Genomic DNA, 23,319 nt, shown 5'->3' with positions numbered 1-23,319 from the left:
TTATATTATCAAGGAGCATGCTGCAGGTAGTCTTTAATCTTTCCCGATAATCGGTCTATCTCTGCTTTCTCGCGTTTCTTCCATATTTTCTCTCTATTTCTACTCTGCGAACTTTCAAATTAGATTCCTTGATGAGTTGTTCAGCAAGCTCATCTTTGTATGGTTCTACGTAGATAATCTCCGTTATTCCTGCGTTGATGAGCATCTTGGTACAGATACTGCATGGCTTTGTTGTACAGTAGATTTTTCCTCCTTTCACTGATACTCCGTGATACGCGGCTTGTATGATAGCATTCTGTTCGGCGTGCAAACCCCTACAGAGTTCATGCCGTTCTCCAGGTGGCACCTTCAGTTCCTCTCTGATGCACCCTACCTCATCACAATGAGGCAGTCCTGTTGGTGCTCCATTGTACCCTGTGCTGAGAATCTGTGATTCCTTGACTAACACAGCACCAACCTTGTTTCTCAGACACGTACTGCGAGATGATACAAGATCCGCGATTTCGCAGAAGTAGGTATCTTTGCTTTTACGTTTCGCCAACAACAAAACTGCTCCTTGATTATATCGTACGGTGAACCTCTTGCTCTCTTAAGGGCCTTGCTGTTGAAACGAAGGGTAAAAAAGCAAACATCGGTCAACTTCGCCCAGACCCGTTGGGCACCGATAAATAGACAGGAGATTCCAGCATCATGAAAGAACGCGATGGTTTAATCATCTGGCCTGAATACATAGATGCCAAGCTCACACGGGCAGAAGGCCGGCGAATCCCGGCGAATCTTTGTGTCAAAGATCCAAGTGCTAATCTTCTTCGTCTTGCTGCTAAGGTCATAGGACATGAGGCCAAGGTAGTTCAAGGTAAGAGATATCCACGTCATCCTTGGGAAGACAGGGGGGGCTATATTGTTCTTGAAAATCCACAGGGCCATAGTAAAAAACGCCTTCTGATGATGCTTGCTAAGGGTGCTCGAAAAGTTGTTGCTAAGAAAAAGAAGCTTGAAGAGGCCAAACGGAAACGGAAATCACGTAGATGATATGATTACCTGAGGGAGAATCAACTTGAGACGGTTAGGAAAAGTACTTCATGTATCAAAAACCGGGTCCATCATTCTCAGAACACAAAAGATTCCTGGAATCGGCACATCTGTTGTTGACAAGAGTCTGGATCGAATCGGTACCGTTTCAGATGTATTTGGTCCTGTAACGCACCCGTATGTAGCGGTCTCTCCTGCGAACAACGTTGATACCGACCGCCTTGTGAACAGGGTTCTATACCTCTACGAAGGCTGATGGATACATCAACACATTCATGTACATTTGTGTACAAGGAGAGCCAGATTTGGAGAGCAGCTTCCGAATAATTATTAATCTTCAAAATCATACTAGTCAGCTAGTTGTCATACGTATTGCCGAAAGGTCATGAAGAATGGAAAACGTGGCCGACCAAATTATGGCCGCCATAGAGGCGGCGGGTAACAGAGGTCTGCTCACTTCCGTACTGAAAAACAAATTGAACCTGAATTCAAACACATTGACATACACCATCAAACAACTGACCAGCAAGGGATTCATAATGCAAAAACAAGAAGCAGCTGAAGATAGACGATTATTCATAAGCGCAGATTTCATCTCGGAACCGGAGACTTCACACTTGAGCGACTTAGGCGGGTGCCCATGCTTTCATTGCCTTAAACTAAGCAAGTGTGGTGCAAGGCAACCCGACTCCCCAGTTAAGTGCAGGGATCTTGAAGAATGGCTCAATACAGTGAGCACAGAATAGAGTAGACCGGTTTTTCGTTGATAGTTCATCGTGGATTAGAAGCTAGAAGATAAAGCTCGGAGCTAGATTTCCGTGATGCATCTGGTTTGATAAGGCGGGTTTTTGCGAATTTCTGTTGTATCCTATTCTTGAACTCCTCAAACCCGGCCCCTTCGAAAACCTTTGCTAACGCCTTATCGCTGCCTAGCCTATGAGCGATACTGAAGGTTGTTTCAGCCAGTTCTAACTGTCTAGCGACATCTATATTCCAGTTCCCACAAACCTTTGGTGAGCAATCTGAAAGCACAAGGTCGGCTTCACCTCGTGTGAAATCCTTGATTTTCTGCTGTGTTTCCTCTGCCCGTATGTCTCCCTGGATAAAGCGGACCCCCATGACCGGGGTCATTCTCTCAATATCAACTGCCACGATTTCTAGGGATGGGTCCAGCTCTCGTAGTACTTGTGTCCACCCTCCCGGGCTACTGCAAAGCTCCAGCACTACATCAACGTCACGCAATAATTTGAACTTTTTCACAATTTGCTTGAGCTTGTATGCTGATCTGCTGCGATACCCCTCTTTCTTAGCCTTCTGATAGTAGTATTCATCTCTTCTTCGTCTTCCCATTTTTCTATCTCCTCTTGTTCAAGTTCTCGATGATCTCTACCAATTTGGCAACTGGTGCATCTGTTCTAATGGCGGTTGGTGTAAAATGGGTTTTAGTAGATGCATATCCTGCTTCTTTCAACACACATCTGATATCATCAGTGGCTGGTGGAGTCAGACTATATGCATCGCATAAAGCATGAATATCGACATACGGTCTATGCATCAACGCTTCTTCTTCCAGCATAGCGCTTACAAGCTTGGGTGTTTGTGAGGTGAAATCTCCGTTCCGCTGTTCTATTATTTCGCTTGCCCGTTCTAATAGAGAGGAGTCGTAGATGGCTCCCAACCAGAGTGGGCCTGCTGTTCGGACTGAGCCATTGCACCCTTCAGTGGCATGCTCAAAATATCCCAATCCTCCTTTCTCTCGCAGTGGTTGTACATGATACTGCATGCACTCCGGACAGAAAGATATCACCCCAATCTCACGCGATTGTCGATTTGATGCACTCCTGCTTTCATGGAGCTTTGTCCAGATTCTCACGTAGTGGTCGGTGCTGAGAGAAGCAACTGGTTGAATTCCATAGTCCTGCTTTCCAGCCGCATGATATATCATCCCATAGAGTAATCTCACAGCTAATTCGTGGGTGAAGGGAGCTCTGATGGAATACCCCCCATACTTTCTAAGAGCCACTCTGGGATATACCCCACAGAGGACTGCCATGTCTGTAGCTGTAACTCCAAGCATGCTGCCTCTTGGATTCAGCGATAGTATGGCCGAATCGATGTAGGGCGCTGGGGTTCCAAATGGGTCCAAATCCACAAAATCGAATCGTTGTTCCTTTGATTCAGTTATCAACAGGATTTTGGCATTTCCGCGAGTTACCTCAGCCCGCTGTTTGAGCCCATTAAGTTCTACATTCTTTCTACACATCTCGACTGCAACTGGATTTATATCAAACATCTTTGCGCGGAAATCACCATCGCATTCGATGAGATAACGAAGCGTCCGCACTCCTGAGCCCGCAAGTGGTTCACACATCAAATCCACCGAATATTCATTTAGATAAGCAGAGAGAATCGCAACTGAGATGTCTCTATTGACTTGCATTCTGGGATTGTAGAATACTGGCATATCTGCCGTAGGTTGTCCCTTTACTGCATAATGCTCCACATCTGCACTCAGGAAGGATGTCCTGCCTTCGGTATATTCTTTCTCGATAGTCATCCGTATCAGTTCTCGAATTGTCACTAATAAGCAATCAGTCAGTGCTGTCTTATGGAATAGTACCAGCTTTGCACTAGTATTAGAATCGAGTCTGATTGGAAACGTGAAAAGAAAATGGTTGGCAACCCCGAGGATGAAACCCCGGGGCGCCGTGGGAGTTACTCTATGCTACTATATCACGGGAAGACCAGGTTGTGGAGGATTGTGATGATAGGCAAGAATAGGGTTGCCGTCAGGCTGAGCACGACAAGCAGGGTGTTGATGCTTGGCCCGGCTGTGTCCTTGAACGGGTCGCCAACCATGTCGCCGAGTACGCTGCTGTCATGCACCTCATGATACTCGGGCGTACCTTTCTCGTACTTGTCATATTCTGGTGATTCTATAATCTTCTTGGCGTTATCCCATGCTCCACCGGCGTTATCCATGAGTAGTGCGAGGATGAAACCGATGATGACTGCACCACCGAGATAGGCGGCCAAAGCTTGGAGTCCTAGAATTGCCCCGGTAAGAATAGTCACACCAATGGCCAGTAGTGTACCTGGCATCAGCTCTTTGATTGCCCCAGTTGTTGCGATACCGATACAGGCGTCATAGTCTGGTTTGGAGGTGCCTTCCAGTATGCCTGGATCCTCATCGAACTGTCTTCGAATTTCCCTGATTACCCTCCCGCTGTTTTTCTGAACACCGAGAATAAGAATGGCTGAGAATACCGGGGGAATCAGAGACCCGATGAATGCTCCCGCAAGGATGAATGGATCTGCGATATTGACAACTCGTCCTATGCCCGCACTTTCTATGAATGCAGAAAACAGTGCAAGCACAGAAATCGCAGAAGCACCAATTGCGAACCCTTTCGTTATCGCCTTGGTTGTGTTACCACTTGCATCTAGTTTGTCACAGGCAACCACTGCTTCGTGAGGAGCTTGTGCTTGTTCGATTACGCCTCTTGCATTATCCACAATCGGGCCATAGGCATCTGTAGACATAATGAATCCATTGGTAGACAGCAGGCCTACTGCGGCAATTGCGACAGCATATATTCCGCCTGACCAACCTCCAAGTCCAGGTGTGGTTGCATTTGCGCCCAGAACAAAGGAAAGTACCATGGCTACAACAACGCCGAGAACAGACGGTATTGCACTCAACAGCCCATAGGAATACCCTGACAGAATAAGGCTGGCAGAGCTTTCATCTGCTGCATCAACCATGTTGAGCACTGGCTTGAATGAGCCAAGGCCACGGTCGCTTGTGAACACATCAGACGTGAATCCGATAACAACACCACCAAGCAATCCGAGTATGGCTGAAAGGGCTAGCACCAGATTAGCTCCTAGAAGATAGATTACTATCGTACCAAAAACCGCAAATAATATCGTGGTGAGGTAAGTACCCCTGTTCAACGCTGGTCCGGGATCTTCTCCTTCCTTCGGTCGTACTAAGAACACCCCAATTACGGAGGATATTGTACCAATGCCTGCAAGCATCAAAGGTAGCAGGCCGAAGGAGATGGTGGTCGGTGTAACGGCGTCAATAGATGCACCAAGAATAGCTGCACCAAGAATCGAAGCGACATTACTATCAAAGATGTCTGCACCACTTCCAGCGACATCTCCCACATTATCACCGACAGCATCAGCAACAGCTGCAGGATTGCGTGGATCGTCTTCTGGGATGTGGTGTTCAATCTTTCCTACAATATCAGCTGCAATATCTGCGGTTTTAGTATATATGCCGCCACCGGCTTTAGCAAACAGAGCAACAGTGCTAGCACCAAAGCTGAAACCAACAACGATTTCCCAGAGCTTGGGGGCGCCAACTGTTGGAAATACGAATTCCCACACAGGATAGAGGATTCCCAGCCCTATGAGAGCGATGCCAGCTATGCACAAGCCCATGAATGAACCTGCCCTGAAAGCCACCTTAAACGCGGCGTGAAGTCCGCCTTTGTTTGCGGCTGCTGCTGTTCGTCTATTAGCTCTTGTTGCGACGATGATTCCGAGGTAACCAGCTACCATACTCGCCAATGATCCAATGATATAGGATATGGCAATGGGTACTGAATATGGCCACTCGAATACAAAAGCGATTACCGCCGCCAACACAAGAGTGAACGCGGTGAGCAGCTTATACTGCCGTTGGATGAATGAATACGCTCCGTTTTCAATATAGGAGCTTACCTCTCTCATCCGCTCGGTGCCTTCATCTGCTTTTTCATTCTCTCGAAAAATCCAGATGGCAACGATAACGGCAAGCAAACCTGCTGCAATTGCTGTTCCTATGAATAGAGGGTCTGCCATTTTTTGTCACTTACGAAGTTTTGCTGGGACTATCCCATAAGAGACTTTTGGCGTACATTTGTTCTTACAATAATAAAATGAAAAATTCCCTTGTTTCTTAAGATATTCGCTTGATAGCTTACCTTTATTGGGTACCATGGACTCGCAAGCCACGGAGAATTGATAGCGTTGCGTTTCGGAATAGTTCCCCTCGAATTTGAGCCCGCAGCTGAACTAATTATCGGGAATGGCACGCCCGACTTCTCACGTTTTGATGTTGTTGAACTTGTTCACTCTGCTCTACACATAAAGCACATAGAAGTTATCGAGCTCACCTTGGATGTCCCGCATCTCATTCCGGGTTCTTTCACCCCTACCACGATCCACCAGCTCATGGATCTGCGAGATGAGACCAGCTGCACCTTCACAGCTCACCTTCCATTATGGTCGCTGGAACTGGCTAGTCCTAATGAATACGTACGCAAAGGAAGCGTGGAGAGCACAGTCGCAGCAGTGGAACTCGTGGAACCCTTGGAACCAGAATACTACGTTCTACATTCCACAGGTGCACTGGCCGCAGAGTTTTCCCGCCTAGATTTTCCCGACGGCATCATGGAAGTCATTACTTCCTTTATGGCTGGATTCTCTGCGCAAAGCATCGAAGAAATTCTCGAACAAACCGGTTTGGATTCAAAGCGTCTAGCTGTAGAAAACATCGAGTTCCCGTTCGGGATAACCCGTCAAGTTATTGATGAGTATGAGTGCAGCATCTGTTTTGATACCGGTCATCTGTTGACAAAGTTCTCGGGTGATGAACCCGTGGTTGACTTCTATCGGGAGCACCGGGATCGAATCGCCGAAATCCATCTCAACGATGGGAGCTACAGGGAGTGTGATGGTGTTGCAGTGCACGAGGATCATCTGGCGCTTGGTGATGGTGAGATGCCTGTGCAAGAATTCGTCTCCGAGATTTACAGTGACGGTTTTGATGGTCCACTCATATTCGAACTCACCAATGAACAGGCTCGACGGTCCCTTGACTTGATTGCAGAATTGGTCCCTAGAGCACTTGAATGAACCGAGAAAATGAGTGGTGGGCCCGGGGTGATTTGTCCCGACACGGGAAATCCGTAGCCGATTGAACACCCGCTTCCCGCCTAAATGAGCGGAAGACTGTGGCTTTCACCCGCATATCAGAGCGGTGCAATAATAACCCGAGATTTATACAGTCTCTCCAGGCTATGCCACGGGCCCGAACTATGTGAATGGTGGTGACACTGACTCGGTACCTTTCGTTCTTGATAAAAAGGTTATGTTGGCATCAGGTTGTCACATCAGCAGTAGAGAGTGAATATTGGTTTGCACCTTACACACAAGAAGCCCCTATAACAGAGCAGTATTATTGCTTCACTGATAACCTCTCCAAGAATGGGTGCTGCAGATGTCTCCAGACGAGAAGCCCGAAGGAAGCAACGTAGAAGATATGGCGAAACGCCTTGAGATGGCCATGGCGAAGGATGAGAAGGACCAAAAAGCCAACGGCGAACTGAACGATCTCAGCAGTATGAACGAAGTACATGAATTACGGCAGTCTCGCACCGCAGTTGTCGAATTATACCGGCAGCAATGCCCTCATTGCAAACGCCTAATGCCGATAATGGAGGAACTGGCTTCAGACTATGAAGGAAAAGTGTTCTTCGGGAAAGTGAACATCGACGAAGTTCCGAAGGTACGAGAGAGCTTTGAGGTGTTTGGGGTACCCCTTGTGGTTGCTTTGAAGCGAGGAATGCCTGTTGCGAGGATTGAGGGTTTTCATGATATAGAGGTATATGACGACTGGATTTCCAAAATCCACCGTGGCATGCGTCCCATGGATGTAGCAGCAGGACCCGAAACCGAACTCCTCTAATTGACTACAGCTTGAGCTTGAATATATACTCGGAATCAGCCACTGATAGTCTGCTCTCGATGACTTTACCCGTCTGATGCAAGAATCGAATCATAGGCTGGTTTCGTGGATGGACATAAGCCACGAATTTGTCCACACCCTTGCTTTTGGCGATGCGCATCAAATGATTGAGAATGAACGTTCCAATCCCTCTACTCTGGTATTCATCTTGTACTACTAGAGCGAACTCGGCTTCGTTTGTGCTTCTGTTGAGGAGATATCTTCCTGCACCGATGACTTTCTCGGATTCGCCCCCCACGTCTGGTCTGATTGTTGCCACTATCGATATGTCTCGTTCCTGGTCAACATCGTAGAACTGTTGCAGAGTCTGTCTTCGTATGGACTTGAGCGGTGACAGGAATCTGAAGAACACGCTCTCTTCAGACAAATCGTAAAAGAGATCCTTTATCCGGTCGGTATCATCTGGCCGGATCAATCTCAGTTTCACATTGATTTCATTTCCTTCGGGTCCTCTGAAGGTATCTTGGACCTCATACTCTGAAGCAAAATAGGTGCCTTTCGTCTGGAAGGGCACCTGATCTTCGAAAACGTATTGCATTTTCTTTGCTGCTTCGAGCAAGTCGTTTCGGAAGTCCGGGTGTGCGATAGCAATGAGTGAAAGTACACGTTCTCGTATCGTTTTACCATGCAATGTAGCTAGTCCGTACTCGGTAACAACATAATCAACGTCCCCTCGTGTTGTTACTACGCCTGCGCCTTCACTCAATCTGGGGACTATACGAGATACATTTCCGTTCTTGGCTGTTGATGGCATACAGATAATTGCTCGACCATTGGGCGATCTGGCTGCTCCTCGGATGAAATCAACCTGTCCGCCAATACCGCTGTAGAACTTGTGACCAATTGAATCTGCACATACTTGGCCGGTAAGGTCTATTTCCAGAGCTGAATTGATGGCGACCATCTTGTTATTCTGGCCGATGACGTATGGGTCGTTTACATATTCTGAGGGATGAAATTCGAAGAAAGGATTCTCGTCAACATAATCGTAGAGCTTCTCTGAGCCCATAGCAAAACTTGCAATGACCTTCCCGCGATGCAATGTTTTCTCCTTACAGGTTACGACACCCTCTTCTATCAAGGGAATCAGGCTGTCACTGAACATCTCTGTATGAATGCCAAGATCTCTGACCCCAGACTCGAGCAGGTTGTTACAAACTGACTGGGGTAGAGCACCGATACCAAGCTCTAAGGTGGACTCGTTTTCAATGAGCCTTGCAGTATATGCACCTATCCTGTCAACAACTTCAGTTATCTCAGCAGATTCGAAGTGACGTAAGGGTTCGTTGAAGGGCACGAGGTAATCGATGTCACGTACGTTTAGGAAGGTATCTCCCAAGGTGATTGGCATTCTGTCGTTGACCTGGGCGATGATCATGTCTGCGCTTTCGGCCCCGGATTTGGTGATGTCTACTGAAATCCCAAGGGAGCAGTATCCATGCTCGTCAGGTGGACTGACTTGGATGAGAGCTGCATCTATAGGCATTCGTCTCTTTCTGAACAAATCGGGGATATCGCTCAACATGATTGGCGTATAGTCGGCTCGACCTTCCGCTACAGCATCACGCATGTTCTCACTGATGAAGAAGGAGTTGTGCCTGAATTGTTCCTGGAATTTGGGATCCGCAGAAGGTGTATCTCCAAGGGTTAGGAGATGCACTATTTCATTGTCTGCCATGTGAGTCGCGTTGTTGGCGAGTTCTTGCACCAAATGATATGGTACCCCGCAACCAGTACCCAGGAATATTCGCTCACCCCGCTTAATCTTCTTGATGGCTTTTGCGGCACTCAAGATTTTGTCGCTATACTTCTCCTTCCAATCTTCCGGCATGTATCTTACCTCGATTTCTGCAGGTATTCGATTTCGCATGCACATATAGACGTTTCCAAGCGGAAGCCCCATTTTGCCTGAATAGTGTATATCTCCCATTGCATAGAATCGAAGCTATTCTTTTCAGGGGAAGGAATAAATAGCGGCCGAAAGTCTATCGGCCAAACTAATCACCTACGTTATGAGGTGGAGACAAAATGTCAGATGAATTAGCCAACCCGGCTCCGCTAGGATTGATTGGCTTCGGTATGACCACGGTTCTTCTGAACCTGAGAACTGCCGGTCTTATCGCGGCCAGTACCAGTCTGGGCATGATCTTCGCCATGGGTATCTTCTATGGCGGATTCGCTCAGATTATTGCGGGTCTAATGGAATTCAGAAAAGGGAATACCTTCGGAACTGTTGCATTCACATCATATGGTCTCTTCTGGATGACCTTCGTATTTCTGCAAGTGTTTGCATCGCTTGACCCAGCATGGGCTGCAGCTGTGGATAAGGGTTCCATGTCTGCGTACCTGTTCTGCTGGGGAGTCTTCACATTCTTGATGTTCTTCGGCACCCTGAAGACGAACCGTGTGCTTCAGTTTGTGTTCTTCTCACTGTTTGTCCTTTTCTTCATGCTGTCTGCTGCTGACCTTCTTGTTTATGTCGGCTCAACTGCTGCAGGAGAAGCACTGGCCATCGCGGCTGGAATTGAAGGCGTCGTTTGTGGAGGTAGCGCATTCTACTTGGCCATGGCTGAGGTCAACGGCTGGCCAATATTCCCTGTTGAAGAATAATCGCAATTTGGGCTGTGCTGCCGCTTATTGAGGGCAGCCCTCCCTCCTTTCTTTTTTTATACCCTCTTTTTTTTACTTGACTCACTTGTATATGAAAGCAAACAAACAATTAGCATATGTTGCATAGGGTTGTTTCTGCAACTAGGGCGGTTCTCTCTCCCGGAAGGATTTTCTTTGGTTCATGGATAAGCTTCATAAAGGTCTATTTCTGCCTTCGACAAAAGCTATCGACCGTACATCAGGTGCTTATGATGTCAAAGGACGAAAAGAAAATCCAAGTTATCATGGACGAAGAGCGGAGATTCTCCCCGCCTGACAGCTTCCGTGACAAGGCTTACATCAAGAGTCACGAAGAGCGTATGAAGCTGTGGGAAAAGTCACTGGAGGATCCCGACGAGTTCTGGTTAGAGACTGCGAAAGATTTGTGCTACTGGAAAAAAGAGCCTACTAAGGGCTTTGACTGGAAAGATCCTGACGAAGCTCGTTTCACATGGTTCGAAGACGGCGTTACCAACATGGCATACAACTGTCTTGACAAACATGTCGAGGCTGGTAAGGGCGATCAGGTCGCACTCATTTGGCAGGGTGAGCCCCTGGATGAGTCAAAGACCTACACCTACAGTGAGCTTCTCTCAGAAGTGAACAAGGCTGCCAATGTACTGAAGAATCTTGGTGTGGAGAAGGGTGACAGAGTCGCCATGTACATGCCGATGATTCCTGAGCTTGCCATCATCATGCTGGCATGTGTTCGAATTGGTGCAGTTCACAGTATTGTCTTCGGTGGATTCAGTTCCGAATCTGTCAAGGACAGGATTCTTGACTGTGATGCTGAGATTCTTATCACATCAGACGGTTACTACCGCAGTGGCAAGGAACTCGTGCAGAAAACCAAGGCAGACGATGCTGTTGAGGACCTAGACATAATCAAGACGGTTCTTGTTGTCCAGCGTTTGGGCAATGATATTCCATGGGACGATGACCGCGATGTCTGGTATCACGAGGAATATGAGAAGGTTGACGACGAGTGCGAGCCAGCATGGATGAATGCAGAAGACCCATTATTCATCCTGTACACGTCGGGCTCCACAGGAAAGCCAAAGGGTGTGCTTCACACAGTTGGAGGCTACATGGTCTACACAACAAAGACCTTCCTGGACATTTTTGACTGGCACGAAGGTGATGTCTACTGGTGCACAGCTGACATTGGCTGGATTACTGGCCACTCTTACATCGTATACGGCCCACTGAGCGCAGGCTCGACATCGATGATGTACGAAGGCGCTATCTGGCCTGAGCCTGACAGGTTCTGGCATGAAGTAGATCGCTGGGAGGTCAACCAGTTCTACACTGCACCAACCGCTATCCGTGCTCTCATGCGCTACGGTGACGAACCCGTTGAGAAACACGACCTTTCATCACTCAACCTGCTTGGCACCGTTGGTGAGCCGATTAATCCTGAGGCATGGTTATGGTACTACGAAGTGGTAGGCAAGAAGAAATGTCCAATTGTGGACACCTACTGGCAGACCGAGACTGGCGGTGTTGTTATAACACCACTACCTGGTGCTGATGATCTCATTCCTAGTAGTGCTACATTCCCATACTTCGGAATTGATCCGACCATCGTTGATGAAACCGGTCAGCCCGTCGATGCTAACGAGGGTGGCTATCTATGTATCAAGCAACCCTGGCCTGGTCTGATGAGGACAGTATACGGCAACCACCAAAGGTTCATCGATACCTACTGGTCACAGTACAGGGATCCAGACAATGGTAATCCAATGTACTTCACTGGTGATGGTGCACGCTTCAACGATGATGGCTACTACTTCATTGTAGGCAGAATCGACGATGTGCTCAAAGTATCTGGACACAGGCTCGGTACCGCAGAAATCGAGTCAGCTCTCGTATCCCATCCAGCTGTCGCAGAAACAGCAGTTGTTGGATTCCCGCACGAAATCAAGGGTGAGGATATCTATGCCTACATCACACTCAAGCAGGGCATAGAGAAATCTGACGATCTGAAGGGCGAATTGAAGAACCACGTCCGTTCAGAGGTTGGTCCGATTGCTACTCCAGCGAAAATCCAGTTTGCTGATGCCCTCCCCAAGACACGCTCTGGGAAGATTATGCGTCGTATTCTGAAGAAGATTGCTGCTGGCGAGGTAGACGACCTTGGTGACACAACCACCTTGGCTGACCCAACAGTCGTTGAAACCCTTGTTCAAGAGCGAGTAGAATAGATTAGATTACCGGAGGGGCCTCTGGCCTCTCCCTTCCGTTTTCTTTTTTTCTAAGAATATGCAGTTTTCAGAATCGACATTCCTCCCAACGTAGAACGTAAACATAATTTCTGTCATTGGCGTGTCACAATCTTCAAAACATACAATCTTTCTCTTCTTCAGGATGAGAGATGTCCATTCTGTTTGAACCGTGCCGCATTGGGGACCTAGAGATTAGGAATCGGTTTGTGCGTAGTGCTACCACATCGGCTTACGCTGATAAAAACGGTGTTGTCCGCGATGCGGCCATCGACCTCTATAGCAATCTTGCCAAAGGTGACGTTGGTCTGATAATCAAAGGTCATCTGTACGTCTTGGAGAGTGGAAAGGCCCACGAAGGAATGGCTGGAATCAGCGATGAAGAACATGTTACCCGATTACACGAACTGACAGATGCAGTGCATGAACACGGGGGAAAGATAGCGGCTCAGCTCAATCATGCTGGAATCTACCATGAAAAGGATAGGGCTGGCCCAAGTGAATACGAGGGGAATGGTTGGAAAGCAAGAGCTCTTACCGAAGATGAAATACTAGATATAATCCAGGCTTTTGGTGACGCTGCAGAACGAGCAGCTAAGGCTGGGTTTGACGCTATTCAGATTCACGGTGCTCACGGGTATCTGATTTCTCAGTTTCTTAGCAGGTTGACTAATCGTCGCCAGGACAAATGGGGTGGGAATTTGCAAAAGCGAATGCGGTTCCTTCTGCGCGTATATGATGAAGTTCGAGAACAAGTCAAAGATGCGCCTGTGCTTCTCAAGCTGAATTGTGATGATTTCAGTGAGAATGGATTTACGATAGAGGATAGCAAGGTGGTTGCCTCAACTATGGCCGAACGAGGGCTAGATATGCTTGAAATAAGCGGAAATGGTGTTGGGAAAAAAAAGCAATTCGAATCCCGAGCAAGTCATGAGGATCCCATCTTTGCGAACCTTCCTTTTGCAGGCTATGCTGCTGAAATCAGAGAAACCGTAAAACCAATGCCACTATCTGTGGTAAACGGTTTCCGTGAACGCAAAACCATGGAGCAGGCAATCGAGCAAGGCCTGAGTGATTTGATAAGCATGAGTCGTCCTTTCATACGAGAACCTGATTTGGTCCGCAAAATCAAGCATGGGCAAGAAGAGGTGGAGTGTATCCGCTGTGATGCCTGTCTCGGTGAGGATGTCTTTGGTAAAATGATGCTCCGCTGCCATCAGGGCTAACAGCTATTAACCCCCCCATATTAGAATGGGGGGCTACACTGCCGCTTATTCAGCTAAACGAAAGGACGGTTGCGACCATCCATGCGAATAACAGGCTGTTGAGAAGGGCACCTACTAGTTCGTCTCCCGTAGCTCTATAGGTCCATATTGACAAAATCACTGCGACCATGAACCACGGTGCAAACGCATAGAAGAATAGGAACGAGAAACCGATGAGACCAGGGACGATTGGAACACCGGTTGCCAATCCTACGCCGTACTGTATGCTGATGACAACGAAGTAGGGTAGAACCTTAGCAATAACTCCCTTGACGGTCCATCGAATGTACCCTTTCACATCCTCTGCTTCTCCTTTCATTCTCAACAACCATTTCGATTCTACAAAGAAGTACGGTAGGAAGGCAAGACTGTAGATTGGCCATAGGAGTGCACGGGAAACCGTAAAGTCATTCAATCCTGGGAGAAAGCAGCGGAAATCAAGCGCTAGTCCGAGATCCACTACCAATGTACAGGCATAAAGCCATGAGACTAAGACCAGAACGAGGAGAAAGACTCTGATTAGGCGCTCCTTGCTGATTGATTTCAGACTCTCTTTAGACATCCATCCCAAGCTTTCTCTATCTAACATACGGACGACAACAAGCAGTAACAATGTTGTGCCTAACATCCAAGACAGAACAGGCAATGCGTATCGTTGCGGGAAGTCTACCGTTGTTTCGAGAACGGTACCGACAGCAAGAAGCGGAAAGAAACTAACAAGCCCTATCGTACCATAGACTACTCCTTTGTATAGAGGTAGATTCTCCGATGTCTCTACTGCTTGTCTATCGTTCAATGATGAAAAGAAGGGATGCTCTGTGATGAACTCCGCCAAGGGGATAATGCTGATAATCAACCCAGTGATTCCCATTAAACCCCCTACTAGCCAGAATGGATAGATGAGGTTCTCCTTCGGAAGGAACTCGGTGTTGTATGTATCTGGTTCTAGTGAACGACCTAGCCAGTCAACACTTTCTTCGATGATTACAGGATCAACTGTCTCAAAGAGATGATTTGTATTTGCAATTACTAGCTTTCTAGCTGAACCATCATCGTGTGAACCGTAGGTTACACCTGGTTCGATTGTATCGGTATCAAAACATTTGGTGAGTGAGCTCCTGTCTGAAGCTTGGCGGAATAGTGAATCGAATGATCCCACAGTAACTAGCAGATTGTTTGGTCGTGTAGTATTGTACCATTCAAACACAGATCCGCCAACGATTACCAATGCTCCGACCTGCTGGCTCGTTTCATTGAGCACCCTGCCGGCGATGAAGCTTCCCATGCTATGGCCTATGATGCCAAGAGAACCACTATCTACAAAATCTAAATCGGAGAGATAATCGAGACCTGCTTCGCCACTACCACTACCCGCATCCGAATTCCCATGGCCGTTTACATCAATGGTAAGGGCCACAAAGCCGCGACGTGATAGCTCGATACCGAAACCCATCACCCACTCCTTATTCTGCAGAGCTCCGTGAATAATAAGCACACCGGGAAGCGGATTGGATGCATCAGCTTCTCTCGGTTTCTGAAGCGTGCTGTGTATGAGAGAACCATCTTCAGCCATGAAATCTACTTCTGTCACAACAACTCCGCCGAAGTTGTTTTGAACCGCCCAGGCTAATGTTGTTCCTGACACAAGTAGTATTAATGCTACACTGAATACCAGTCTTCTGAGGGTTTTCGGATTCAATTCGATGTCTCCTTTAGATGCTATTGCAGTCCTGTTAGCATAATAGATGGGATTAATATCGAAATCGGTTTCTTATGAACCCACTATGCCATCTTGGGATCATATCTTCCAGAGAAAGGGACGTGTCTTCCAAACCCCTCACGGTGATATGTCTCGTATACTTGAAGAGTTATACAATCGTGGTGCCAAGAGAATCCTTGATTTGGGATGTGGAACGGGCAGACATGTTGTCTACTTCGCAAGGCAGGGGTTTGAAGTGTTTGGATTTGATACCTCTCCTACTGCAGTTGAACTTACCAAGGAATGGTTGGCAAATGCTGGTCTAAACGCTGAAATTCGGAAACACAGAATGGAGCATCCTTTCCCATATCAAGATGGTTTCTTTGACTGCGTTATTTCAGTACAAGTCATTCATCATAATCTGATTCAGAACATAATTGATACAGTTGACGAAATTAATCGAGTAACGAGTTCTAAGGCCCTTCTCTTTGTTACTGTTCCAGTATTGAAGGATAAAGCTGAAGAAGGAGATTGGGAACTAAAGAAGATAGGAGACCGCACCTATCTCCCAATGAACGGTCCTGAGGAAGGAATACCACACCACTATTTCACTGAAGAAGGATTGATTCAAATGTTCAGTTCTTTCCGTCCGCTCGACCTGTACATCGATAGCACGGGCCACAGGTGTTTTCTTGCTGAGAAACGGTAAAACAGCACTATCTCGCCGCTCTACGGGGCCCCTCAAGATTTTATTATGACTACTAGGAGCGATAATAATTCGATTAATCCGGCTACAACAAATGCTATGACAAAATTGCTTTGGAGTAGAATAACACCTAATACTATTGGGCCTAGAACCATTCCGAAATTGCCCAGAAGATTGAACAAACCCATTCCTGTGGCTCTGTCTTTTGGGGGCACACAATCGCCAATCCATGCCATTGTAGGTGGAGCAGTTAGACCAGAGAAAATCCCTAATAGTACGAGAGAAATGATAAGTGGAATTAAACCCACTTGGGCTGCAAAACCCATGAACACCAATGTAAATGCATAACAAAAACTACCAGTAATCACCAATACCCTTCTTCCTATATTGTCGGAGAGTTTTCCAATAGGATATTGGAGCAAAATGAAAGGTGTTGCAAATAATCCCAGAATCATTCCTCTGAAAGACTCGGAAATACCCAATTCGGTGACCAACAAAAGTGGTAATGCTGTTAAAATGAAACCCATATGTAGTCGGTCAACGAAATTGAGTATACTTGGTATCTTCATTTCTGGGCAACGTTTTGCAAGCGTTATGCTTTTCCGAAAGGAAACACGCGCTTTCAAATGATCGGAATCTCTTATTCCACAAAGTGCAACCAGACCTACTACTAGACTGAAGAAAGAAGCAACGTAATATGGTTGAAAAACCCCATATCTGGCAACGATACCTCCAATTACTGGACCTACTCCCATAGCAGTAGCTAGAAAAACTCCAAAGATTCCCATATTTCTCCCTCGATTAGTGGAAGTCGAATAATCCAGAATCGAAGTCATGAGGCTTTGCCATGCTAGCACAGTAAACATGCCTTGAACAAATCGCATTATCAGGAGAATCTCATAATCAAGAGTTGTAGTCATTAACCAATAGAAGAGAGACCCTCCAAACCCCCCGATTACGATGAAAATTTTTCTTTTTGCTATTCTATCCGAAAGGATGCCTAAGATAACACCAAATATCAAATACGAAAGGTATAGAACCGAATCAAAAAGTGAATATTCGAACTCAGACACACTCGAGAATCGCCCCAATATAAATTCCGGTTCATTCGTATGTAACAAAGCTGCAGCAGAAACAGTAAGTAGAACTAGAACACCTGATAGCAAAATCTGCACGGAACGTGTTGCATTTTGGTGTGAATCCAACATTAAAATCTTCAAGTTAACTCCTTACACGATTGGCTAATAACCCTATGATAGCCGATAGGAGAAAGCATGTATCAATGCAGGGGATAATAAAGCATAGCTACTTTAATAAGCTTTTACTGATATGCTTTGGACTTTTTGGAACCACCATGTAGGTCTCGTCTTAGATGTCGAATCGTCATGAAATACAAATAAGAAAAAGAGATGGAAGAGAACTAGCGTCTCTTCCAATTGTACACTATGATATGCTCAGACGAGTGATTTCAGTATGAATTCGCAGTGAGGATCGCCCTTTGCAATGCACTTTGTCTCTGTGTATTCGAGTTCAGTTTCGAGGTTATGCTCTTCTAGGAATACCGTGATTGCCTGAAGAACACCTCCATATGCATAACACACTGGCTCGTCTGCCTGCATTAGGTCTACTACGTAGCTGTTGGTGACTTTAATACCGATTTTAACAGGGTCCAAGCTGAATTCCACAAGCTCGGCTGCACCCCATCCACTTGCTTTCAAGTAGCTTAGAAAAGCCTTGATTTGTTCCTCCGTTGACGCATCCGGGTTACTATCAACGATTATACTTGCTAGCTCACTATGACAGAATTCGCCAGCCTTTTGGAACAGCATTGAGAGGGCATTAGAACCAAGGACATTAGATAGCTCTTTCTCCTGTCCAGTAAGCCAATCTGCTGGGCAGAAAATAAGACGCAGGTTCCTGAACATTATCTGTTTATCAACAACTTCTAGTTCTTCTTTGAATTCTTCATGTGTTATCATTTCTATGCCTCCTTGAATACATATTCGTCGAAATCGTCGCCTGCTGATTCCCATTTCGTTTGTTCAACTTCTAGTTCGACACCCTCTACCCCTGCAGCCTTCACGAGTTCTTCAAGAATTGAAACTGCAGAATAGTAGTAGTAGGAATTCATTTTCTTTCCTACACCCTTGAGGTAACTGTTCTTCACCTGCATCTTCATCAAGAACGGTTCAATTGTCAATTCAGTGATTTCCGCGTCACCCCATCCTCGCTGAACCGTCACGCTCCAAAAGGCCCTCACTTTGTCTTCCGCAGGTATATCGCCCAGAATCTGGTTGAACCCCTGAGCACTCGTTTTTGCTCCGTCGCTCATAGTACTCATGGCAATGGCATAGGCGGCATTTTCTCCCAGGACATCTTCCAACGCCCTCTGTAGTCCAGCAATGAACAGCTGGGGCATGGGAAGAAGGCGTTGTCCACCTTGAGAGATTTTTCCTTCAGTATATTCTAAAGATTCCAAAAATTCTTGAAAATCCATGATAATTACCACATGAAAGGGTCCAAATTTTTGATAATAAGGGTTATTTGTTTACATTCTATAGTTTAAATTGAAAAATATGGCATGTTATCAAAAAATAGTAAGTAATGCAATGCAATTCTTCAAGGCATTTTGAACGTGTACCCCTCATACCCTCATTGTTCAAGCCCGAATACTGGAAAAATCAACTCCTTTACTTTTTGGATAGTATCATCAACTGCGCGACTGATGTTGGGTTCGTTTTCACAGTTCATCTTTGTAGGGCGATCTGTCCACCCCCCTCTTTTGACTTGCTGGTCATAGCTTCTACAAAGTTGAATCCACTCTGCAGGCAAGAGCGCTGGCAATGATACGCCTGCCAAGTCAGAAAGCAGAATCGTCCAGACTTTTGCAGTTACCACTGGATTATACCCTCCACCACCTACAGCTACAAGCTTCTTTGTTCCTAGGTTGGTTAGCTGCTTGACAGTTAGGGCTAGTCTTCTATATGTGTCGAGGGTAAGCATCATGTCTGCCAGAGGGTCCTCCTTATGCCCGTCTGCACCCACTTCCCAGAAGATTAAGTCAGGCTTATATTCAAGCCATATCGGAATAACCAATTCCTCGAATGCCCTCCAGAACTCATAATCGTCCGTCAATGGTGGGAGTGGAATGTTAACAGAATAGCCTTCTCCTTCCCCCACCCCATTCTCTTCAGGCCTGCCAGTGCCTGGATAAAAACCCAAACTCAACTCATGCATGGAAATTGTTAGCACATTCGGATCATTGTAGAATGCTTGTTGTGTCCCATTCCCATGATGCACATCTGTATCCAAATACAGTACCTTCTTCTCTGGATACTTCTCCCTGTATCTCTTGAGTGCAATCACACAGTCATTGTAATAACAGAAGCCTCCAGCCTGGCTTTCAAGTGCATGATGGAATCCTCCAAACAAAGAGAATGCTGTATCGAATTTCCCTTCTGCAACGTCCATCGTTGCATCGATAGTTGTGCCTACTGGATAGCTAGCATACTTATCCATCTTCCTGAACACAGGGCACTCCTCACTATCCAGTCCAAATCGAGAGGCGAAAGCTGTTCCCATGTTGCTAAACAGCTCCATTGTCTCAATATATGAGCGATCATGGAATATTTCGAGTTCTTCTCTTGACGCTAGACGCATCTGGTGCAACTCCACTTTATCGCTATCAGTAATGCCTGCCATCACAGGAAGTTTCCATGCAAGTTCAAGCCTCGCACGGTTCCAAAATGGATTGGGTGTTGGTCGTGTGCTTTCAAGATGATCTATACCATCAAGTTCGAGAAGATTAGTTGGATCAAAGAAGAGTGTTGGAGTCGACATGTCTTTTCACTATCTGGATTGAGATTTATCGTTCAACGATTCTCGCGTCTTAAGCACCGTCATGATGCCCCTCTGCCTAATATAATGCATGCTGTACCAACTGAGTGACTTGAACAACTTGAAACCTGTGGTCGCGGCTATCCATAAACACATTGCTCCCTGATTACGCTTCGAAACCCTCATTATCCTTTCCGCTCATTTGCTTATTATGTCAAAATTTGAGATGCTTGAGGAGAGTCTCCTTGGAAACCTAGGTGAAAGAATCCCGTATTCTCTTTGGCAACATCACCCTCGCATAGATCGAACCCCGGAGGGCCTAGGCAAGGCCGAAATCGAGTTCATGAAGAAGTATGATGTCACTTGTGGGAAAATAAGCTTCCACGGAAGGTATCCTGTTGTTGACTGGGGGTGCGAAGCGGTTTATGATGGTGCTATATCCGGATCAACTACCTGCAAGAGCTGCGCAGTTGAAAAGGCCAGTGATTGGGAAGAGCTGGAGCCCGTTGATGTGAATGCGGGTGAGTTTGGTAAACAGGTTCAGGCCATAGAACTGATTCAGGACTATGCTGAAGGCCGGGTTCCTATCATGGCTACGATATTCGATGCGCCTATGGTCGCTTCGAAGCTATGTGATGGGCAGTTTGTTGATTTCATAGAAAAGCGACCAGAATTGATGCACAGCGTTCTGGACATGCTAACAGATGTTATGATTGATTTTGCTAGGGCCACTTTACAGGCTGGATCCCATGGTCTTTTCATTGCTTCACAACACTCTACGACAGCGGCCGTAACAGACAAGCAATATGCTAATTTTGTTTTTCCGTATGAAAAGAAGCTGATTTCGAAGTTACGCGGAAGAGCTAAATTCATTGTGTTACATCTTCATGCCCGGGAAGAAGGGGAGACAATCCGATTTGAGAAAGTATCTCGTTTAGCAGGTGTTAGTGCAATCAACTGGGAAGATCAAAGCGCATTTCCCTCCCTTGCCAAAGGCAAGAAGGTATCACGAAAAGCGGTCTTTGGTGGAATCGACCATAACAACACACTACGAAAAGGCACTCCCGATGAAATAGAGGAACAGGTTCTGGAAGCAGCACGAGCTGCAGGTTTGCGGAAACTCATTTTGGCTCCTGGCTGTGTCATACCGATTGACACGCCACCAGAGAATCTTCAGGCAGTAGTTGATACTGTGAAGGCTATCAATCCATGGTCACAGGAATGGGAGGAGTATGTGTGAGCAAGAACCAAGAAGTCGCAGAGATGCTCAAGGAAATTGGATTACTACTTGAGATTAAAGGGGCCAACAAATGGAAGATAAGAGCTTACAAACGTGCGACCAGAGCGATTACTTCTCATGGTGAGGATGTTCAATCTGTCGATGCTAGAGGGGAACTTACCGAAATACCCGGTATCGGAGATGCAATTGCAGAAAAGATAAGCAGCTACTTGGATTCTGGCGTTGTCCCTGAACTTGAGAAACTGCGAGCTGAGATACCCGTCGCTGTCATGCAGCTGGAGGCTATACCCGGAGTTGGTCCAAAAACCATAAAGCTGGTATACGACGAGCTCGGTGTGAATGATTTGGATTCTATGGAGGAGGCAGCAAGAACGGGTAGAATAGCAGAATTGAAGGGGATGGGGACAAAGACGGAACAACAGATTCTCGATGGTATAGCATTGGTCCGCTCAGGCTTAGGACGGACTCTGCTTGCTGATGCTCTCCCGTATGCAGAACAACTAATTGACTATTTGAAAAAGTTGCCTGAGGTTTCGGAAATAGCTTTGGCTGGATCAATCAGGCGCAAAAGAGAAACTGTACATGATGTAGACATTTTGGTTTCGGCTGATGACGCTGAAATGGTTATGAATGCCTTTGTTGAATTCGAGTATGTACAAGAGGTCATTGCTCACGGAACCACGAAATCATCAGTACGCCTCGATAATGCTCTTCAGATTGATCTGCGAATAATCCCTGCAGAAAGCTTTGGTGCAGGTCTTCAGTACTTTACCGGGAGCGTGGATCATAACGTTCGGGTGCGGTCCATAGCACAGTCTAAGAACATGCTGTTGAATGAATACGGTCTCTTTCAGAATGAGGTGAAAGTGGCCGGTGATGACGAACGTGCCGTGTATGGAGAACTGGGGTTGCCCTTCATTCCCCCCGAACTCAGAGAGGATAAGGGTGAGATAGAGGCCGCCCAAGAAAATCATCTGCCCAATCTAATAACTCTTGAAGACGTACGAGGCGATCTCCATTCGCATACTGACCAGTCTGACGGTTCAAATACAATCCACGAGATGCTGGAGGCTGCTGACGAGATTGGCTATGATTACTACTGTGTTTCTGACCACACACAAAGCCTTGCCATAGCCAACGGCATGGATGAAGGGCGTCTTCTCAAGCGGATTGATGAGGTTGACGAAATCAATGATTCGGGTCGATATGGATTAACTGTACTGAAAGGAGCAGAAGTTGACATTCTGGAAGGGGGCCTCTTAGATATCAGGGATGACGTCTTAGAACAGCTTGATGTCGTTACGGTTTCTATTCATAGCAGAATGAAAGATGACAAGGAGACTATGACTCAACGAGTCTGTAAAGCACTAGAGAACAAGCATGTACACATGCTTGGTCATCCCACAGGGAGGCTTCTTTTGAAACGATCTGGCTATGAGATTGATCTCGATGCAGTCTTGGAAGTGGCCCGACAGAATAATGTCGCAATGGAACTAAATGCTCTCCCAAGGCGTCTGGATTTGAATCCCGGTAATCTTCGCGCGGCAAAACGGATAGGAGTAAAGATTGCCATTAATACGGACGCTCATAAAATCGCTCATCTCAATAACATGAAATACGGTGTATTTCAGGCCCGTCGGGGCTGGATTGAACCCGATGATGTTCTTAACACATTCACACTGGAAGAGCTTCGTCAAACATTGAAGTAGATTTTCTACGTTTTGTAGTCACAAATTGTGACTACCGATTGTGACCCCATATAGTGGCTTTCTATTATATACTAAATCTGAGTGGTATGTCATGTGAAACACGATGAACACGATGTCAAACACAACCCGGTCAGAGAAGAAGAATATCGCAACCATCG

General features: G+C 46.4%; 21 protein-coding genes and 1 tRNA gene. 11 read left to right on the top strand and 11 right to left on the bottom strand.

The features are described from left to right. Nucleotides 1-55: 55 nt before the first annotated feature. A complete protein-coding gene (locus GF309_04105) occupies nt 56-547 on the bottom strand; it encodes a cytidine deaminase (protein ID MBD3157950.1) in 492 nt (163 codons plus the stop codon). Nucleotides 548-690: 143 nt separating this feature from the next. On the opposite strand from GF309_04105, the gene GF309_04100 reads away from it, so the two are divergent. The 3 genes from GF309_04100 to GF309_04090 all read left to right on the top strand — a co-directional run bounded on the left by GF309_04100 (nt 691) and on the right by GF309_04090 (nt 1,778). After that, nucleotides 691-1,032, top strand: coding sequence for a signal recognition particle protein Srp19 (locus tag GF309_04100; protein MBD3157949.1), 342 nt, complete (start codon nt 691-693; stop codon nt 1,030-1,032). 19 nt (nt 1,033-1,051) lie between these two features. Next, nucleotides 1,052-1,288 (top strand): H/ACA RNA-protein complex protein Gar1, encoded by a 237-nt coding sequence (locus GF309_04095; GenBank protein MBD3157948.1) that lies wholly within the window; start codon nt 1,052-1,054, stop codon nt 1,286-1,288. Between the two features lie 136 nt (nt 1,289-1,424). After that, on the top strand, nt 1,425-1,778 hold the full coding sequence (locus GF309_04090; GenBank protein ID MBD3157947.1) for a hypothetical protein: 354 nt from the start codon (nt 1,425-1,427) through the stop codon (nt 1,776-1,778). 25 nt (nt 1,779-1,803) lie between these two features. Here the strand turns inward: GF309_04090 and GF309_04085 are convergent, their stop codons facing one another. From GF309_04085 to GF309_04075, 3 genes are all read right to left on the bottom strand, one after another. Beyond that, nucleotides 1,804-2,382, bottom strand: coding sequence for a 23S rRNA (uridine(2552)-2'-O)-methyltransferase (locus GF309_04085; protein ID MBD3157946.1), 579 nt, complete (start codon nt 2,380-2,382; stop codon nt 1,804-1,806). Between the two features lie 4 nt (nt 2,383-2,386). Further along, nucleotides 2,387-3,589, bottom strand: coding sequence for a tRNA (guanine(10)-N(2))-dimethyltransferase (locus tag GF309_04080; GenBank protein ID MBD3157945.1), 1,203 nt, complete (start codon nt 3,587-3,589; stop codon nt 2,387-2,389). 176 nt (nt 3,590-3,765) lie between these two features. After that, nucleotides 3,766-5,886, bottom strand: a complete 2,121-nt coding sequence (locus GF309_04075; protein ID MBD3157944.1) for a sodium-translocating pyrophosphatase — start codon at nt 5,884-5,886, stop codon at nt 3,766-3,768. Nucleotides 5,887-6,054: 168 nt separating this feature from the next. On the opposite strand from GF309_04075, the gene GF309_04070 reads away from it, so the two are divergent. Then, nucleotides 6,055-6,942 carry a TIM barrel protein gene (locus GF309_04070; protein MBD3157943.1) on the top strand — a complete coding sequence of 296 codons (888 nt, stop codon included), beginning with the start codon at nt 6,055-6,057 and terminating at the stop codon, nt 6,940-6,942. A gap of 14 nt (nt 6,943-6,956) precedes the next feature. Here the strand turns inward: GF309_04070 and GF309_04065 are convergent. After that, nucleotides 6,957-7,119 (bottom strand) — tRNA-Ile (locus GF309_04065). Nucleotides 7,120-7,306: 187 nt separating this feature from the next. On the opposite strand from GF309_04065, the gene GF309_04060 reads away from it, so the two are divergent. Beyond that, nucleotides 7,307-7,774, top strand: a complete 468-nt coding sequence (locus tag GF309_04060) for a hypothetical protein (GenBank protein ID MBD3157942.1) — start codon at nt 7,307-7,309, stop codon at nt 7,772-7,774. Nucleotides 7,775-7,778: 4 nt separating this feature from the next. Here GF309_04060 and GF309_04055 read toward each other — a convergent pair whose 3' ends face one another. Continuing rightward, entirely contained in the window at nt 7,779-9,665 is a 1,887-nt protein-coding gene (locus GF309_04055) for a GNAT family N-acetyltransferase (GenBank protein ID MBD3157941.1), read from the bottom strand. A 197-nt stretch (nt 9,666-9,862) separates the two neighbouring features. Between GF309_04055 and GF309_04050 the strand changes: the two genes are divergently transcribed. The 3 genes from GF309_04050 to GF309_04040 all read left to right on the top strand — a co-directional run bounded on the left by GF309_04050 (nt 9,863) and on the right by GF309_04040 (nt 13,931). Then, nucleotides 9,863-10,444 (top strand): hypothetical protein, encoded by a 582-nt coding sequence (locus GF309_04050; GenBank protein ID MBD3157940.1) that lies wholly within the window; start codon nt 9,863-9,865, stop codon nt 10,442-10,444. 248 nt (nt 10,445-10,692) lie between these two features. After that, entirely contained in the window at nt 10,693-12,687 is a 1,995-nt protein-coding gene (acs, locus tag GF309_04045; protein ID MBD3157939.1) for an acetate--CoA ligase, read from the top strand. A 170-nt stretch (nt 12,688-12,857) separates the two neighbouring features. Beyond that, nucleotides 12,858-13,931, top strand: a complete 1,074-nt coding sequence (locus tag GF309_04040) for an NADH:flavin oxidoreductase (protein ID MBD3157938.1) — start codon at nt 12,858-12,860, stop codon at nt 13,929-13,931. Between the two features lie 49 nt (nt 13,932-13,980). Here the strand turns inward: GF309_04040 and GF309_04035 are convergent, their stop codons facing one another. After that, nucleotides 13,981-15,669 carry an alpha/beta fold hydrolase gene (locus GF309_04035; protein ID MBD3157937.1) on the bottom strand — a complete coding sequence of 563 codons (1,689 nt, stop codon included), beginning with the start codon at nt 15,667-15,669 and terminating at the stop codon, nt 13,981-13,983. Between the two features lie 46 nt (nt 15,670-15,715). Here GF309_04035 and GF309_04030 point away from each other — a divergent pair, with 46 nt between their 5' ends. Beyond that, entirely contained in the window at nt 15,716-16,378 is a 663-nt protein-coding gene (locus GF309_04030; GenBank protein MBD3157936.1) for a methyltransferase domain-containing protein, read from the top strand. Between the two features lie 32 nt (nt 16,379-16,410). On the opposite strand, the gene GF309_04025 is transcribed toward GF309_04030, so the two are convergent. The 4 genes from GF309_04025 to GF309_04010 all read right to left on the bottom strand — a co-directional run bounded on the left by GF309_04025 (nt 16,411) and on the right by GF309_04010 (nt 20,215). Then, nucleotides 16,411-17,583, bottom strand: a complete 1,173-nt coding sequence (locus GF309_04025) for an MFS transporter (protein MBD3157935.1) — start codon at nt 17,581-17,583, stop codon at nt 16,411-16,413. A gap of 246 nt (nt 17,584-17,829) precedes the next feature. After that, nucleotides 17,830-18,408, bottom strand: a complete 579-nt coding sequence (locus tag GF309_04020) for a hypothetical protein (GenBank protein MBD3157934.1) — start codon at nt 18,406-18,408, stop codon at nt 17,830-17,832. Beyond that, entirely contained in the window at nt 18,357-18,872 is a 516-nt protein-coding gene (locus tag GF309_04015; GenBank protein MBD3157933.1) for a hypothetical protein, read from the bottom strand. The genes GF309_04020 and GF309_04015 overlap by 52 nt, the downstream gene beginning before the upstream one ends. Before the next feature lie 155 nt (nt 18,873-19,027). After that, nucleotides 19,028-20,215 (bottom strand): hypothetical protein, encoded by a 1,188-nt coding sequence (locus GF309_04010; GenBank protein MBD3157932.1) that lies wholly within the window; start codon nt 20,213-20,215, stop codon nt 19,028-19,030. A gap of 208 nt (nt 20,216-20,423) precedes the next feature. Here GF309_04010 and GF309_04005 point away from each other — a divergent pair, with 208 nt between their 5' ends. Both GF309_04005 and polX read left to right on the top strand, forming a co-directional pair. After that, nucleotides 20,424-21,452: a hypothetical protein gene (locus tag GF309_04005; protein ID MBD3157931.1), complete on the top strand. Its 1,029-nt coding sequence runs from the start codon at nt 20,424-20,426 to the stop codon at nt 21,450-21,452. After that, nucleotides 21,422-23,161: a DNA polymerase/3'-5' exonuclease PolX gene (gene polX, locus GF309_04000; GenBank protein MBD3157930.1), complete on the top strand. Its 1,740-nt coding sequence runs from the start codon at nt 21,422-21,424 to the stop codon at nt 23,159-23,161. The genes GF309_04005 and polX overlap by 31 nt, the downstream gene beginning before the upstream one ends. The last annotated feature ends 158 nt before the right edge of the window (nt 23,162-23,319 follow it).

This window comes from Candidatus Lokiarchaeota archaeon, from assembly GCA_014730275.1.
In the GTDB taxonomy this organism is placed as follows: domain Archaea; phylum Asgardarchaeota; class Thorarchaeia; order Thorarchaeales; family Thorarchaeaceae; genus WJIL01.
The sequence above is the reverse complement of the archived record's forward strand: the minus strand, read 5'-3'. Positions and strand labels throughout refer to the sequence as shown.

What these genes read in the sequence shown, in the direction of transcription:
- GF309_04085 (MBD3157946.1), bottom strand. Translation starts at nt 2,382, where the DNA reads ATGGGAAGACGAAGAAGAGATGAATACTACTATCAGAAGGCTAAGAAA.
- GF309_04100 (MBD3157949.1), top strand. Translation starts at nt 691, where the DNA reads ATGAAAGAACGCGATGGTTTAATCATCTGGCCTGAATACATAGATGCC.
- GF309_04030 (MBD3157936.1), top strand. Translation starts at nt 15,716, where the DNA reads ATGGGATTAATATCGAAATCGGTTTCTTATGAACCCACTATGCCATCT.
- GF309_04010 (MBD3157932.1), bottom strand. Translation starts at nt 20,215, where the DNA reads ATGTCGACTCCAACACTCTTCTTTGATCCAACTAATCTTCTCGAACTT.
- GF309_04040 (MBD3157938.1), top strand. Translation starts at nt 12,858, where the DNA reads ATGTCCATTCTGTTTGAACCGTGCCGCATTGGGGACCTAGAGATTAGG.
- GF309_04015 (MBD3157933.1), bottom strand. Translation starts at nt 18,872, where the DNA reads ATGGATTTTCAAGAATTTTTGGAATCTTTAGAATATACTGAAGGAAAA.
- acs (MBD3157939.1), top strand. Translation starts at nt 10,693, where the DNA reads ATGATGTCAAAGGACGAAAAGAAAATCCAAGTTATCATGGACGAAGAG.
- GF309_04025 (MBD3157935.1), bottom strand. Translation starts at nt 17,583, where the DNA reads ATGTTGGATTCACACCAAAATGCAACACGTTCCGTGCAGATTTTGCTA.
- GF309_04075 (MBD3157944.1), bottom strand. Translation starts at nt 5,886, where the DNA reads ATGGCAGACCCTCTATTCATAGGAACAGCAATTGCAGCAGGTTTGCTT.
- GF309_04050 (MBD3157940.1), top strand. Translation starts at nt 9,863, where the DNA reads ATGTCAGATGAATTAGCCAACCCGGCTCCGCTAGGATTGATTGGCTTC.
- GF309_04060 (MBD3157942.1), top strand. Translation starts at nt 7,307, where the DNA reads ATGTCTCCAGACGAGAAGCCCGAAGGAAGCAACGTAGAAGATATGGCG.
- GF309_04005 (MBD3157931.1), top strand. Translation starts at nt 20,424, where the DNA reads ATGTCAAAATTTGAGATGCTTGAGGAGAGTCTCCTTGGAAACCTAGGT.
- GF309_04090 (MBD3157947.1), top strand. Translation starts at nt 1,425, where the DNA reads ATGGAAAACGTGGCCGACCAAATTATGGCCGCCATAGAGGCGGCGGGT.
- GF309_04080 (MBD3157945.1), bottom strand. Translation starts at nt 3,589, where the DNA reads ATGACTATCGAGAAAGAATATACCGAAGGCAGGACATCCTTCCTGAGT.
- GF309_04020 (MBD3157934.1), bottom strand. Translation starts at nt 18,408, where the DNA reads ATGGGAATCAGCAGGCGACGATTTCGACGAATATGTATTCAAGGAGGC.
- polX (MBD3157930.1), top strand. Translation starts at nt 21,422, where the DNA reads ATGGTCACAGGAATGGGAGGAGTATGTGTGAGCAAGAACCAAGAAGTC.
- GF309_04055 (MBD3157941.1), bottom strand. Translation starts at nt 9,665, where the DNA reads ATGCCGGAAGATTGGAAGGAGAAGTATAGCGACAAAATCTTGAGTGCC.